Origin of the sequence: Enterobacter cloacae complex sp. SHL021, assembly GCF_049237765.1 — a bacterium.
In the GTDB taxonomy this organism is placed as follows: Bacteria; Pseudomonadota; Gammaproteobacteria; order Enterobacterales; family Enterobacteriaceae; genus Enterobacter; species Enterobacter cloacae.
Map to the genome: position 1 here is coordinate 81562 of NZ_JBMKJG010000012.1, position 13460 is coordinate 95021.

The window sequence follows — 13460 nt, forward strand, 5'->3', positions numbered from 1 at the left end:
CCCCCTCAAATTTTTACGCACGGTGATTTTTTTGAAAATAAAACGCGATGGAAACGAGAAATTTTTATGGCAAGACCACCCAAACCGCCAGCCTACCTTGATGAGTTAGCCGCGCAGCAGTGGAAAGCGAAGGCAAAGCAACTGGCCGAACGCGGGGATCTGACTCCCGCCGACTGGAACAACCTTGAGCTTTTTTGCGTCAACTATTCGATGTACCGCAAAGCAGTGGAAGACCTTGCCAGCCGTGGATTCAGCATTGTTAACAGCCAGGGCGGCGAGAGCCGAAATCCGGCACTGAGCGCAAAGGCCGACGCTGAAAAAATCATGATTAAAATGTCGTCGCTGCTGGGCTTTGATCCGGTAAGCCGCCGCCGTAACCCGGTAGAAACCGAAGAGGAAGACGAGCTTGACCGTCTGGAATGAGTACGCAAATGCGATAAAAACGGGCGAAATTCCGGCCTGTAAGCGCGTAAAACAGGCCGTGGAAAGGTACTTTTCAGACCTGAATGACCCCCGTTATGAGTTCGATACGGCGACCGTAGAGCGGTTTATTGCGTTCTCCCGGCTCTGTCCTCACGTCAAAGGCCCGTTGCGCGGTCAGCCTATCGATCTGGAGCCGTGGCAGCAGTTCGCCTTTGCTAACCTGCTGGGCTTTAAGGTCAGGGAATCAGGCCGCCGCAAGTACAGCAGCGCCTTTATTGAAGTGCCGCGCAAGAATGCCAAATCCACCGTAGCCGCCATGCTGGCCAACTGGTTTCTGGTGATGGAGAGGGGCCAGCAGGATATTTACACGGCGGCGGTGAGCCGGGATCAGGCCCGTATTGTATTCGACGATGCCCGCCAGATGTGCCTGCTGTCAAAGCCGCTGAAAAAGCGCGTCAATATTCAGGCCCACAAGGTCATTTTCCCGAAGAGCAACAGCCTGTTAAAGCCGCTGGCGGCGAAAGCGGCAACCATTGAGGGAACCAACCCCAGCCTGGCGATTGTCGATGAATACCACCTTCACCCGGATAACGGTGTTTATTCCGCACTTGAGCTGGGCATGGGTGCACGTCCGGAGGCGGTTCTGTTCGCCATCACTACCGCCGGAAGTAACGTTGTCTCCGCCTGTAAACAGCATTACGACTACTGCTGCCAGATTCTGGCCGGGGAAGAGAGCAACGATTCTCTGTTTGTCCTGATCTACGAGCTGGACGACGAAAGCGAGGTTGAACAGCCGGAAATGTGGATCAAGGCTAACCCTAATCTGCATGTATCCGTTGACGCAGCGAAACTGGAATCCACGATTCAGAAAGCGCGGGGCATACCGTCGCAGTGGGTGGAAATGCTGACCAAACGTTTCAATATCTGGTGTCAGGGCTCCACGCCATGGATGGGTGCCGGCGCATGGGATGCCTGTGCGCTCGACTATACCGAAGACGATCTGACCGGAATGGAGTGCTACGCCGGATTTGACCTATCCTCTACCAGCGACATTACCAGCGTGAGTTACGCTTTCCCGTTCGACAGGGAGATCCGCCTGCTGACCCGCCATTATCTGCCGGAAGCGCAGCTGCTTAACGTCGCCAACAAAAACCGCGCCATCTACCGCCAGTGGGTGAAAGCGGGCTGGATACGCACCACGCCCGGCGACTGTATCGACTATGACCGCATCCGTGACGATATTCTGCGCGACGCTGAAACCTTCAATATCAGGCTGGTGGGCTTTGATACGTGGAACGCCACGCATCTGCGTACTCAGCTGCAGGGGGCGGGCCTCGATGTGGAGCCGTTCCCGCAAACCTATCTTAAATTCAGTCCAGTGGCGAAATCCTTTGAGGTGTTCGTTAACCGTAAAGTGGTGCGCCATCGGGGCGATCCAGTTCTGGCCTGGGCGATTGGTAACGTGGTGATGGAGTCAGACGCTAACGCCAACATCAAGCCCAATAAGAAAAAATCCTCCAACAAGATAGACCCGGCAGTCTCGGCGCTGATGGCGTTCGGTACCTTCCAGGCTGAGTATGAGGATTTTGCTTTCGACATGAGCGACAGCCACAAACAGCGGCTGGCGACATTTAACGGTATCTGACAGGAGTAGAACGATGAATACAGCTAACAATGAAACACTTGCTACCATCCGTATGTTTGGCCCTCTCGGCAAGATTTTCGGGAAAACTCATCAACGTCTGATACGGACTACGCATGAGGCTTTCCGGGCTCTGGCAGCAACGATCCCTGGATTCGAAAAATACATGAATACAAGCAAGGCTCGAGGTTTAACGTATGCGATTTATGTCGGGAAAAAGAATATTGGAGAAAATGATCTGGAGTTTCCCAACAATGGGCGCGAGATTCATATCGTGCCTGTGTTAATCGGCAGCAAAAAAGCAGGGGTGCTGCAAACTATTCTCGGCGCGGTGCTGGTAGTGGTAGGGGCAATTGGGGTTACATTTGGTCAGGCGTGGGGCGGTGGTACATGGGGGCCGGTTGCATGGAAGCTTGGCGCAGCCATGATTGCTGGTGGAATTGTACAAATGCTATCCCCTCAGCCCACGGGCTTAGCCAGCAAACAGGATGCCGATAACAAGGCTTCATACGCATTTGGCGGCGTTACTAATACTGCTGCGCAAGGTTATCCGGTACCCTTGGCTTATGGTAAGCGCCGCATCGGTGGTGCGATCATCTCTGCTGGCATCTACGTAGAGGATAAATTATGACAGAAGCAACTCAGCTTTGGCCTGAAGGTGAGACATTTACCCGTGAGGTCATAATTCCAACGGGCTTTGGCTCTTGCCTAAAATCAGATGAAGAGCCAGTGGGTTACGAGGATTTCCCTGTAATGGTCACATTTGTTGTTCCTCCATTTGAGATCGTCGTGGATATGTGGAAAAACACAGATCCGGAAAGGTCATACGGGCTTTTCCGCCAATTCATTGTTGGATGGGATCAGGAAGAAGAACTGACGGACAAAGTTCTGATGGGGTACTTATATGCCTATCCCGGTACTGATGAAGCGCTTTTCCGTTGCTGGACGGAGTACATGAAAGAGAAACTGGAGAAAAATAAAGCGGCATTTATCCATTTACCAAATACCATCAACTAAGCCCGCATACCCGTTACGCTGCAGGATTGAAATATTAAGTAGAGGATGAAGTGAGAAAAATAATTACCTTATTCGTTGCATCGATTCTATTGGCTGGTTGTTCAGTTGACACGATTACCAGCAAACCTCCAATTTTCACTGGTAAAAGCCCAAAAAAACCAGCTGAGGTAGTTCGCTGCCTGGCACCCAAGATGTCAGATTTGAACCCATCGGCAACAACAATGGAGACTGAAACGGGCTACAGAATAGTGGTATCCGTATCTGATGTTGGCGCTTCAGTTGTTGCCCTTGTGAGTGCTGACGGTGAAGGTTCAGAGGTCAAAATGCACGCTTTTACAGCCGGGTACGGAAACCCGTGGGGCAAGATGGCAATGTCCTGTTTGTAAAAAGTTGAAGGAGTTGGAGGAAAGAGCCTGGTATATACCGGGCTTTTTTTTACTTTAAGATACTTTGCGCGAGTATCCTATGGGTATCCTAGAAAAGACTAAGGGCTTACGAATTAACGTAAGCCCTTGATATTTGGTGGCCCCTGCTGGACTTGAACCAGCGACCAAGCGATTATGAGTCGCCTGCTCTAACCACTGAGCTAAGGGGCCGTGGCGGTGGATTATAATGTAACTCCCCGCAGCAATCCAGCCATTCACACCCGCCTGCTGTTTTTATAAACAACGCATAATCAATCCTTTATACTTCCATGATGATGTATCAATCGGGAGTAAATATGATCAACGATATTCTGGCCCCGGGATTACGGGTGGTGTTCTGTGGGATCAACCCCGGTAAATCCTCGGCGCATACCGGTTTTCACTTTGCTCATCCGGGGAACCGCTTCTGGAAAGTGATCTACCAGGCCGGGTTTACCGACCGGTTACTCAAGCCTGAAGAGGAGCAGCATCTGCTGGATACGCGCTGCGGGATCACCATGCTGGTGGAGCGACCAACCGTGCAGGCGAGCGAAGTCAACCTGCATGAGCTGCGCACTGGCGGGCGGGAACTGATTAAGAAGATCGAAGACTACCAGCCTGCCGCGCTGGCGATTCTGGGGAAACAGGCCTATGAGCAGGCGTTCAGCCAGCGCGGGGTGAAATGGGGTAAACAGGCCATCACCATAGGTGTGACGCAGGTATGGGTGCTGCCAAACCCGAGCGGACTTAACAGGGCAACGCTGGATAAACTGGTGGAAGCTTACAGGGAGCTCGACGAGGCGCTGGTGGTGCGGGGGCTTTAGGGGCCTCTGCGGCCTGATGCCTCGTCCCGGCCCTCTCTCACAGGGAGAGGGGATAAACAAAAAAAAAGCTCCCGATTGGGAGCTTTTTGCTGTTTACCTGGATTAATCGTCCAGGAAGCTACGCAGTACTTCAGAGCGGCTCGGATGGCGCAGTTTACGCAGCGCCTTCGCTTCGATCTGACGGATACGTTCGCGGGTAACGTCAAACTGTTTACCCACTTCTTCCAGCGTGTGGTCGGTGTTCATATCGATACCGAAACGCATACGCAGTACTTTCGCTTCACGGGCGGTCAGGCCAGCCAGAACGTCGTGCGTGGCAGCACGCAGGCTCTCGGTGGTGGCAGAGTCCAGCGGCAGCTCGAGGGTGGTATCCTCGATGAAATCACCCAGATGCGAATCTTCATCATCACCGATTGGTGTTTCCATGGAGATTGGCTCTTTGGCGATCTTCAGCACTTTACGGATCTTGTCTTCCGGCATCAGCATGCGTTCAGCCAGCTCTTCCGGCGTCGGCTCGCGACCCATCTCCTGCAGCATCTGGCGGGAAATACGGTTGAGCTTGTTGATGGTCTCAATCATATGCACCGGAATACGGATGGTGCGCGCCTGATCCGCGATAGAGCGGGTAATTGCCTGACGGATCCACCAGGTCGCATAGGTGGAGAACTTGTAACCACGACGGTATTCAAACTTATCTACCGCTTTCATCAGACCGATGTTGCCTTCCTGAATCAGATCCAGGAACTGCAGACCGCGGTTGGTGTATTTCTTGGCGATAGAGATAACCAGACGTAAGTTTGCTTCAACCATCTCTTTCTTCGCACGACGGGCTTTCGCTTCACCGATGGACATACGACGGTTGATGTCTTTCACCTGCTCGATGGTCAGGCCGGTCTCTTCTTCAATCTGCTGCAGCTTCTGCAGACCGCGATGCACGTCTTCTTTCACGTCGTGCAGTTTTTCAGACCACGGTTTGTTCATCGCGATAGCCGCGTTGAACCAGGTTTCGCTGGTTTCGTTGCCGGTGAAGAGGGTGATGAAGTTCTTCTTCGGCATTTTGCACTGCTCAACGCACAGCTTCATGATGATGCGTTCCTGGGTACGTACGCGATCCATCATCACGCGCATGCTGTTCACCAGGTAGTCGAACTGTTTTGGCACCAGGCGGAACTGTTTGAAGACTTCAGACAGTTTCAGGATCTCTTCCTGGGCAGCAGCGTGACTGCGACCTTTGGCTTTGATGGTGTCACGCGTCACTTCGTACTGGGTACGCAGCTCGGCGAACTTCTCACGTGCCAGTTCCGGGTCGATGCTGTTGTCATCATCGGCGCTGTCGTCGTCGCTCTCTTCTTCATCTTCGTCTTCGTCGTCATCCATCTCTTCCTGAGACAGTTCAGAACCGACGTGAGTGGCGGTTGGCGCCATATCTTCTTCAGCGTTTGGGTCGACAAAACCGGTGATCAGATCGGACAGACGCGCTTCTTCCGCTTCAACGCGATCGTACTGCTCCAGCAGATAGGTGATCGCTTCCGGGTACTCAGCAACAGAGCACTGAACCTGGTTGATCCCGTCTTCGATGCGTTTTGCGATGTCAATTTCGCCTTCGCGGGTCAACAGTTCAACGGTACCCATTTCGCGCATGTACATGCGGACCGGGTCAGTGGTACGCCCGATTTCAGATTCCACGCTGGACAGTACCTGTGCAGCAGCTTCTTCCGCATCTTCGTCAGTGTTGTTGGAGGTTTCAGCCAGCAACAGATCATCGGCATCCGGTGCTTCTTCCATCACCTGAATGCCCATGTCATTGATCATTTGGATGATGTCTTCGATTTGATCTGAATCGACGATATCTTCCGGCAGATGGTCATTGACCTCGGCATAGGTCAGATAGCCTTGCTCCTTACCACGTTGGACAAGAAGTTTCAGCTGTGACTGCGGGTTTTGCTCCATAAGACGGTATCCACACTTAATTCGTTTGATTGGTGTCGGCGATGGTTTGCCAACCTTTAAAGCGAGGGCGTACTTATATTTTTGCCGCTGCCTCTCAGTGCGGCTGCCGGGGGCTTCCCGATCGATATTCGGCACTTAAGCCGTTAAATACTTTTGTCTTTTTGCTTATTTCTTCGCCAGTTCCTGGTTTATCATCCAGAGCTCCCGGCGTTCTTCGCTGCTCAAACCGTGTGTGCGCTCGCGAGCAATCAACTCTTCCTGGCGCAGCTCGAGCATCGAATCAAACATATGGTTGAGTGAGTCGGTGAACGTTTTTTCTGCAATGTCCTTATCTGCTATATCGTCCCACATCGACAATTTTTCAAGGGTAGCGGCCTCTTTTGTGCCGCGATAATGTTCTAAAAGTTGTCCGGTGGTCAGACCTGGCTGAGACAAACATGTGTTGACCAGTTCTGAAAATAAGCCAAGCCCGGGCAATTTTTCGTGGTTCAAACCCGCCAGCGATGGCACTTGCGGTGCAAGTTCGGGGTTTTGGACCAGTAACCCTATCAGTATACGCATGGTTGTGCGTTTTAGCTGAGGCGCGGGGCGAACCGTGCCGTTTTCAGCCTGTTTTGGCATTAAACGTTCAAGCTGGCTGTCATCCAGAATGCCGAGCTTGTTGCCTAACTCCTGACGCAGATAGATGCGCAGCGTTTCGCCGGGCACCTGGCTGATTAACGGCAGCGCCAGCGTGCTGAGCTGCGCGCGCCCGTCAGGGGTACTTAAATCAACCTGCGGCATCAGGCTGTTAAACAAGAACGTGGAGAGCGGCTGAGCCTGCTCCATCCGCGCTTCAAACGCCGCTTTGCCCTCTTTACGCACCAGCGTATCCGGGTCTTCACCGTCGGGCAGGAACATAAAGCGTAACTGCCGCCCGTCGGTCATATAAGGTAGCGCAGTTTCCAGCGCACGCCAGGCGGCATCGCGCCCTGCGCGGTCACCGTCGTAGCAGCAGATGACGTTGTTGGTCACCCGAAACAGCAGCTGAATATGATCGGCCGTGGTGGACGTGCCCAACGAGGCCACCGCGTAATTGATGTCATACTGCGCCAGCGCAACGACATCCATATACCCTTCGACGACGAGAAGGCGCGGAGGTTCCGCATTTGCCTGCTGCGCCTCATAAAGGCCGTAAAGCTGACGGCCCTTATGGAAAATGTCAGTTTCCGGGGAGTTGAGGTACTTGGGCAGGGCATCACCCAACACGCGACCACCAAACCCAATCACCCGGCCACGCTTGTCGCGGATCGGGAACATCACCCGTTCGCGGAAGCGGTCGTAGCTTCGTCCCTGGTCGTTGGTGACCAGCATGCCTGCGTCGATCAGCGATTTACGATCTTCGCTATTGCCGCCAAAACGCTTTAACACGTTGTCCCAGCCGGGCGGGGCGTAACCAATAGCGAAACGCGCAATGACATCGTCGCTCAGTCCGCGCTTGTTCAGATACTGACGCGCAGGCTCAGCCGCAGAGTGCTTAAGAGACTGTTGGTAAAACGAATTCAGGCCATCCATCAGTTGATACAGCGTTTGACGCTGATGGCGCTCTATCTGGCTTGGTCCACTGCCCGCTTCATACGGCACTTCAAGGTTGTGCATCGCCGCCAGCTCTTCGACGGTTTCAACGAACTCGAGCTTGTCGTAGTTCATTAAAAAATCGACGGCATTACCGTGTGCGCCACAGCCGAAGCAATGGTAAAACTGCTTTTCACCGTTGACGGTGAAGGAGGGGGTTTTTTCGTTATGGAAAGGACAGCACGCATGGTAGTTCTTGCCCTGCTTTTTCAGCTTTACCCGCGCGTCGATAAGATCGACGATGTCGGTTCTTGCCAGCAGGTCATTGATGAAAACGCGTGGGATTCGTCCGGCCATATGCCCCAAAAGTTTTTAGCAACTCATAAACGAAAACAAGCCGCGCATTCCTTCCGGAAGCACGGCCTTACGACTATTACTCTGTCTGTCAATTGAGGACTGTCGCCCTCAACGGATTAGTACAGACGAGTACGGCGTGCGTTTTCGCGAGCCAGTTTCTTCGCGTGACGTTTCACTGCAGAAGCTTTAGCGCGCTTACGTTCAGTCGTTGGTTTTTCATAGAACTCACGACGACGAACTTCAGCCAGAACACCTGCTTTCTCGCATGAACGTTTGAAGCGACGCAGTGCTACGTCGAACGGCTCGTTTTCACGTACTTTAATTACCGGCATGTAACTCTCACCTTTGATAAATTCGGTTTGCCGCTGGCATCAACGCCAGCTTATTTCAAAATGGTGCGGAATTTTACTGCAAATGCTGCTGCTTTGTAAAGCACCGACGCGTTTTTGAAAGGGACTTTTATAAGGGGGAAGAGTATACACGAGCGGATGTCCTGGGGCGAACAAAGTTTTACATCAACCCGCCCAGGCTCTACACTGCGCGGTACTGAAACGAGGTAAAACAAGTCATGCGTGTACTGGGTATTGAAACATCCTGCGATGAAACCGGCATCGCCATTTACGACGACGAAAAAGGGCTTCTTGCCAACCAACTGTATAGTCAGGTGAAATTGCATGCTGACTACGGCGGCGTCGTGCCTGAACTGGCCTCTCGTGACCACGTGCGTAAAACGGTTCCCCTGATTCAGGCGGCACTGAAAGAGGCCGGCTTGAACTCAACTGATATTGATGCCGTCGCCTACACGGCAGGCCCGGGTCTGGTCGGCGCGCTGCTGGTCGGTGCGACGGTGGGCCGTTCCCTGGCCTTCGCGTGGGATGTTCCGGCCATTCCGGTTCACCATATGGAAGGGCATCTTCTGGCACCGATGCTGGAAGAGAATCCGCCCGAATTCCCGTTTGTGGCGCTGCTGGTCTCTGGCGGCCATACCCAGCTGATTAGCGTGACGGGTATTGGTAAGTATGAGCTGCTGGGCGAGTCGATTGATGACGCTGCCGGAGAAGCCTTCGACAAAACCGCTAAGCTGCTGGGTCTGGATTACCCGGGCGGCCCGATGCTCTCGAAAATGGCGTCGCAGGGCACGGAAGGGCGTTTTGTCTTCCCGCGTCCAATGACCGACCGTCCGGGGCTGGATTTCAGCTTCTCCGGCCTGAAAACCTTCGCCGCCAATACCATCCGCAATAATGATGACAGCGAGCAGACCCGTGCGGACATCGCTCGCGCATTCGAAGATGCGGTGGTCGATACGCTGATGATCAAGTGTAAACGCGCGCTGGATCAGACCGGCTTTAAGCGCCTGGTGATGGCGGGTGGCGTCAGCGCTAACCGTACGCTGCGTGCGAAGCTGGCGGAGATGATGCAAAAGCGTCGCGGGGAAGTGTTTTATGCGCGCCCGGAATTCTGTACCGATAACGGGGCGATGATCGCCTACGCCGGGATGGTGCGCCTGAACGCTGGCGCAACGGCGGATCTGAGCGTCTCTGTACGCCCACGCTGGCCGCTGGCGGAGCTGCCGGAAGCTTGACCGACGCTCCCGTCTTAACGGCGGGAGACGTTTACATCCCGATCTCAAACATCTGGTTCTTGATGATCAAAGAGTAAAGCTGGCAATCGTTTTGTACGTCCAGCTTTTCCATCGCCCGGACCTTATGTGCGCTGACCGTTTTGATGCTCAAATGCATAAACTGTGCAATCTCCTTCAAATTTAATCCCTTACAAATCAGGCGCAGCACGTCAATTTCCCGTGGAGAGAGTTTCTCCACGTCCGTCTTTTCATGACGGAAAAGCATATTCACCAGCTGGTTTTCGATATAAATCTCGCCTTTCAGGACCGTGGTAATCGCCTGGCTTAAGGTTTTCTCGTTGATATCACGTGATAAGTACGCTCTGACTCCTTCCTTTAGCGCCTGACGGATAAGCGTGGCGTTTGCATAGGGCGAGAGCAGGATAATATTAAGCGCAGGGTAGGTCTGTTTAAGCCATCTCAAGAGCTTCAGCCCGTCCATTCCCCCGAGCGGAGGGCGGCTGAGGCTGGTTGTCAGCGAATAGCCAAGAATAGCGATATCCGGATTATGCTGGCCAAGAAGCGACTGAAGTTCAGCGGAGGCCGCTGCCTCACCGATCAGAACGCACCTCTGATCCATGCCAACGGCGGGTAACGAGAGGGACTGCATCATGGAGGATAAGCCGCGTCGAATTAACGAGGATTCTTCAGCGATAACGATTTTAATGTCCATAATGATGCGTCGTATTAACCCTTTCATGAAATGGCGGGGCCAACGGCGGTTGGAACACCTCGCAAGATATAATGTTATTAAAATTCATTTTGCGGTAAAGTCGCAGCAGTAACGAGAATATTTTTAACGCCGACGGCTCTTGATTATTTCATAATGATTAAGCTTTACGTTTTTTGTATCCAGGTGTATCGTTGCATTGCGAAATATAAATTAACGCAGTATGGAATTTTCTTAATTATTTAGAGAAAACTCTGTTCATTAGAGTAGGCCACTCTTATTCTTCGCGGTCCGTGTGTCAGTGATACTGAAAAAGGAAAAATTTCAATTCACACAGGAACCGTGATTATCATGAAAAAAAGCGCTTTATCTCTTTTTATTTGTGCAGCAATTTCATTCTCTGCTGCGGCTGAAACTCTGGTGCAAAATGAATTTGCACAGGATAATGCCACCTACACCGCAATTGTGCTCAAGCTAAAACCGACGACAGGTCTGTTAAAAGCCACAAACAATAAAATTACCTTGAGCGACGCTTCCCTGACAACAACAAATATGTTCCGTCCGACCAACTTGCGTAGTTCTACTCAATCCTCTGAATTGACGGAGCTTAATAAACGCTATGGTTTTGACCGTTATCTGCGCATCGAGTTACCGAAAGATAAAAGTCAGGATAAAACATATATTAACCATATTATCACCGAGCTTGAACAAAATCAGAACGTAGAGTTTGTGTACCCGGAAGCCGAGCCGGTATCGCTGGATGACACGGCCCTTACGCCACAGTTAAAGTCCTCCCTGAATGTTAATTTAACGTCTGCTGCCATTCCGGATTTCCGCAATAAGCAGGATTATCTCAAAGCGCCGGATGTTAAGCGCACCGGTTATTATATGGGGGGCGTCAACCGCGACAGTGTTGATCGCTATGCAGGCAGTGCGGGTGAAGGGGTAACGATTATTTCGGCGGAGATTGATGCCTGGAATACCAGCCATGCCAACTTACCGCCGATGAGTCTCAGCTCTGGCAAGACGACGTATGTTGCAAGCCATGATCACGACACCGCTTCAGTGGGGATTATGGCGGCGAAAGATATGGGCACCGGTATTCGCGGTTTAGCCTGGAAAAGCCGGATGGGGTATGCGGCCTCCGCGAGTAATAACCTCTATAATTTAATCCCCCAGCTAAAAGCGGGTGATGTGGTGCAGATCGGGATACAAGTTGCGGGGGGTTATCCAGCGGGTTGTCAGAAGGATTGCTGGGTCGCAATGGAATCCCAGACCGCCTATTACGATATTATTAAGGCGCTGACCGACAAAGGTGTTCACGTTATTGAGGCAGCAGGTAACGGGAATATCAATATGGACAGCCCAGGGTTCCAGGGGGAGTATGACGTGAATGTCCGGGACTCCGGGGCTATTTTGGCGGGTGCGTTTTGTGCAAAAGACGGTAAAAAAGCGTCGTTCAGCTCCTATGGCTCGCGCATTACCAGTTCTGCCTGGGGCTGCTGGGATGTGGTGACCACCGGTTATGGCGATCTGTATAAAAACGCTGGCGTTAACGATTCCTATACCGCGACTTTTGCCGGAACCTCTTCCGCGAACCCGATTATTGCGGGTGTGGTAGCAAGCCTGTCAGGCATCGCCAAAGCCAACGGTATTACCGTGACACCGCGTCAGATGCGTCAGATTCTGGCGGAGACCGGTACGCCGCTGGCGAACGGGGATTCGGCAAAAGTGGGGACACAGCCTGACATGGAGCGTGCGGTAGCCCGTATTATGGCGCTGAAAGACGGTAACACCCCTGTCGCTCCGGCCCCAACCGCTGCGGCAGGCGCGGATTACACCATGGTCTCCCCGACCACGGGCGTGAGCACCTACCCGCTGGACGGCAGCAAGAGCCTGAATGCCAAATCGTATAACTGGAGCGTGACAAAAGGGGCGGAAACCTTCTCGCTGGAGGCGAACCTGAACGGCACGCTGGTGAAGAGCGTGGATAGCGCGCATGCCTATGCCGTTATTCCTGCCAACAGCGAGGGAGAAGCGGTCTTCACGCTGACCACAACCGGCGCAGATGGACGGACCGCGACGGACAGCATGACCATTAAGGTCACTAAGCCGGCGGTACCCGAGAAAGACGACACCCCGGCAAAAGACGATACGCCGGTAAAACCTGCCGCACCGGCCTATAACGCCAAAATCGCTTACCCGACCAAATGCACCAAAGTCTCTTACAACGGTAAAATTTGGTTCAACCAGTGGTATGTCAACCCGGGTCAGGAAACCCCGGGAACCGGCGGCCAGTGGGGCGCGTGGCGCGAGCAGGGTTCTTCCAGTAACAGCTGTAAATAACCCTCACGGCCTGGCATTGCGCCAGGCCTTTTTTCAGATCCTCAGCATCCCTTTCTCTTCCAGAAACGTAATAATCGTTGCCAGACCGTCACCCGCCTTCAGGTTGGTAAAGGTCCACGGACGCTCGCCACGCATGCGGTTGGTGTCGCGCGCCATCACCTCCAGCGAGGCACCCACGTACGGCGCGAGATCGGTTTTGTTGATCACCAGAAAATCGGATTTGGTGATCCCCGGCCCGCCCTTGCGCGGGATCTTCTCCCCTTCGGCCACGTCGATCACGTAGATCGTCAGATCCGCCAGCTCCGGGCTGAAGGTCGCGCTCAGGTTATCGCCGCCGCTTTCGACGAAGATCAGATCCAGATTGCCGAACTTCTCGCTGAGCGCTTCCACCGCGGCCAGGTTCATCGAGGCATCTTCGCGAATGGCGGTGTGCGGGCAGCCGCCCGTCTCTACGCCCACAATGCGCTCCGGCTCAAGCGCGCCCGCTTCGGTCAGAATGCGTTGATCCTCTTTGGTGTAAATATCGTTCGTAACTACCGCCAGATGATACGTGTCGCGCATCGCCTTGCAGAGCGCTTCCAGCAGCGCGGTTTTGCCCGAACCGACCGGGCCGCCCACGCCAACGCGCAGGGGATGTTTGTAATCAGCCATG

12 protein-coding genes and 1 tRNA gene are annotated in these 13460 nt (G+C 53.2%); 7 read left to right on the plus strand and 6 right to left on the minus strand.

All coding sequences use genetic code 11. The features are described 5' to 3' along the window. Positions 1-66: 66 nt before the first annotated feature. Genes ACOTZF_RS13835 through ACOTZF_RS13850 form a run of 4 tightly spaced genes read left to right on the plus strand, consistent with a single transcriptional unit; the run spans position 67 to position 3082 of the window. Positions 67-423: a phage terminase small subunit P27 family gene (locus tag ACOTZF_RS13835; RefSeq protein ID WP_000113647.1), complete on the plus strand. Its 357-nt coding sequence runs from the start codon at positions 67-69 to the stop codon at positions 421-423. Continuing rightward, on the plus strand, positions 407-2068 hold the full coding sequence (locus ACOTZF_RS13840; protein ID WP_421636112.1) for a terminase large subunit: 1662 nt from the start codon (positions 407-409) through the stop codon (positions 2066-2068). The genes ACOTZF_RS13835 and ACOTZF_RS13840 overlap by 17 nt, the downstream gene beginning before the upstream one ends. Before the next feature lie 13 nt (positions 2069-2081). After that, positions 2082-2696 carry a tail assembly protein gene (locus ACOTZF_RS13845; RefSeq protein ID WP_421636113.1) on the plus strand — a complete coding sequence of 205 codons (615 nt, stop codon included), beginning with the start codon at positions 2082-2084 and terminating at the stop codon, positions 2694-2696. Then, positions 2693-3082 carry a hypothetical protein gene (locus ACOTZF_RS13850; RefSeq protein WP_047716793.1) on the plus strand — a complete coding sequence of 130 codons (390 nt, stop codon included), beginning with the start codon at positions 2693-2695 and terminating at the stop codon, positions 3080-3082. The genes ACOTZF_RS13845 and ACOTZF_RS13850 overlap by 4 nt, the downstream gene beginning before the upstream one ends. A 520-nt stretch (positions 3083-3602) precedes the next feature. Here the strand turns inward: ACOTZF_RS13850 and ACOTZF_RS13855 are convergent. Beyond that, positions 3603-3678 (minus strand) — tRNA-Ile (locus ACOTZF_RS13855). A gap of 125 nt (positions 3679-3803) precedes the next feature. On the opposite strand from ACOTZF_RS13855, the gene mug reads away from it, so the two are divergent. Further along, on the plus strand, positions 3804-4310 hold the full coding sequence (mug, locus tag ACOTZF_RS13860) for a G/U mismatch-specific DNA glycosylase (protein ID WP_020689452.1): 507 nt from the start codon (positions 3804-3806) through the stop codon (positions 4308-4310). 102 nt (positions 4311-4412) lie between these two features. On the opposite strand, the gene rpoD is transcribed toward mug, so the two are convergent. The 3 genes from rpoD to rpsU form a co-directional block, all read right to left on the minus strand. Beyond that, a complete protein-coding gene (gene rpoD / locus ACOTZF_RS13865; protein ID WP_013098777.1) occupies positions 4413-6260 on the minus strand; it encodes an RNA polymerase sigma factor RpoD in 1848 nt (615 codons plus the stop codon). Positions 6261-6425: 165 nt separating this feature from the next. After that, positions 6426-8171: a DNA primase gene (gene dnaG / locus ACOTZF_RS13870; protein ID WP_014833324.1), complete on the minus strand. Its 1746-nt coding sequence runs from the start codon at positions 8169-8171 to the stop codon at positions 6426-6428. Positions 8172-8287: 116 nt separating this feature from the next. After that, complete coding sequence (gene rpsU / locus ACOTZF_RS13875) at positions 8288-8503, minus strand: 30S ribosomal protein S21 (RefSeq protein ID WP_001144069.1); 216 nt, start codon at positions 8501-8503, stop codon at positions 8288-8290. A 236-nt stretch (positions 8504-8739) separates the two neighbouring features. Between rpsU and tsaD the strand changes: the two genes are divergently transcribed. After that, complete coding sequence (gene tsaD / locus ACOTZF_RS13880) at positions 8740-9753, plus strand: tRNA (adenosine(37)-N6)-threonylcarbamoyltransferase complex transferase subunit TsaD (RefSeq protein ID WP_013098775.1); 1014 nt, start codon at positions 8740-8742, stop codon at positions 9751-9753. Positions 9754-9784: 31 nt separating this feature from the next. On the opposite strand, the gene ACOTZF_RS13885 is transcribed toward tsaD, so the two are convergent. Then, positions 9785-10465: a LuxR C-terminal-related transcriptional regulator gene (locus ACOTZF_RS13885; RefSeq protein WP_029883055.1), complete on the minus strand. Its 681-nt coding sequence runs from the start codon at positions 10463-10465 to the stop codon at positions 9785-9787. A gap of 417 nt (positions 10466-10882) precedes the next feature. On the opposite strand from ACOTZF_RS13885, the gene ACOTZF_RS13890 reads away from it, so the two are divergent. Further along, on the plus strand, positions 10883-12808 hold the full coding sequence (locus tag ACOTZF_RS13890) for a S8 family peptidase (protein WP_421636114.1): 1926 nt from the start codon (positions 10883-10885) through the stop codon (positions 12806-12808). Positions 12809-12841: 33 nt separating this feature from the next. Here the strand turns inward: ACOTZF_RS13890 and ureG are convergent, their stop codons facing one another. After that, complete coding sequence (gene ureG, locus ACOTZF_RS13895; RefSeq protein ID WP_129251560.1) at positions 12842-13459, minus strand: urease accessory protein UreG; 618 nt, start codon at positions 13457-13459, stop codon at positions 12842-12844. Position 13460: the final 1 nt, after the last annotated feature.

Bases quoted from the DNA above. Each gene is read 5' to 3' on its own strand.
- ACOTZF_RS13835 (WP_000113647.1), top strand. From the start codon at position 67: ATGGCAAGACCACCCAAACCGCCAGCCTACCTTGATGAGTTAGCCGCG.
- dnaG (WP_014833324.1), bottom strand. From the start codon at position 8,171: ATGGCCGGACGAATCCCACGCGTTTTCATCAATGACCTGCTGGCAAGA.
- rpsU (WP_001144069.1), bottom strand. From the start codon at position 8,503: ATGCCGGTAATTAAAGTACGTGAAAACGAGCCGTTCGACGTAGCACTG.
- ACOTZF_RS13885 (WP_029883055.1), bottom strand. From the start codon at position 10,465: ATGGACATTAAAATCGTTATCGCTGAAGAATCCTCGTTAATTCGACGC.
- rpoD (WP_013098777.1), bottom strand. From the start codon at position 6,260: ATGGAGCAAAACCCGCAGTCACAGCTGAAACTTCTTGTCCAACGTGGT.
- tsaD (WP_013098775.1), top strand. From the start codon at position 8,740: ATGCGTGTACTGGGTATTGAAACATCCTGCGATGAAACCGGCATCGCC.
- ACOTZF_RS13850 (WP_047716793.1), top strand. From the start codon at position 2,693: ATGACAGAAGCAACTCAGCTTTGGCCTGAAGGTGAGACATTTACCCGT.
- ACOTZF_RS13845 (WP_421636113.1), top strand. From the start codon at position 2,082: ATGAATACAGCTAACAATGAAACACTTGCTACCATCCGTATGTTTGGC.
- mug (WP_020689452.1), top strand. From the start codon at position 3,804: ATGATCAACGATATTCTGGCCCCGGGATTACGGGTGGTGTTCTGTGGG.
- ureG (WP_129251560.1), bottom strand. From the start codon at position 13,459: ATGGCTGATTACAAACATCCCCTGCGCGTTGGCGTGGGCGGCCCGGTC.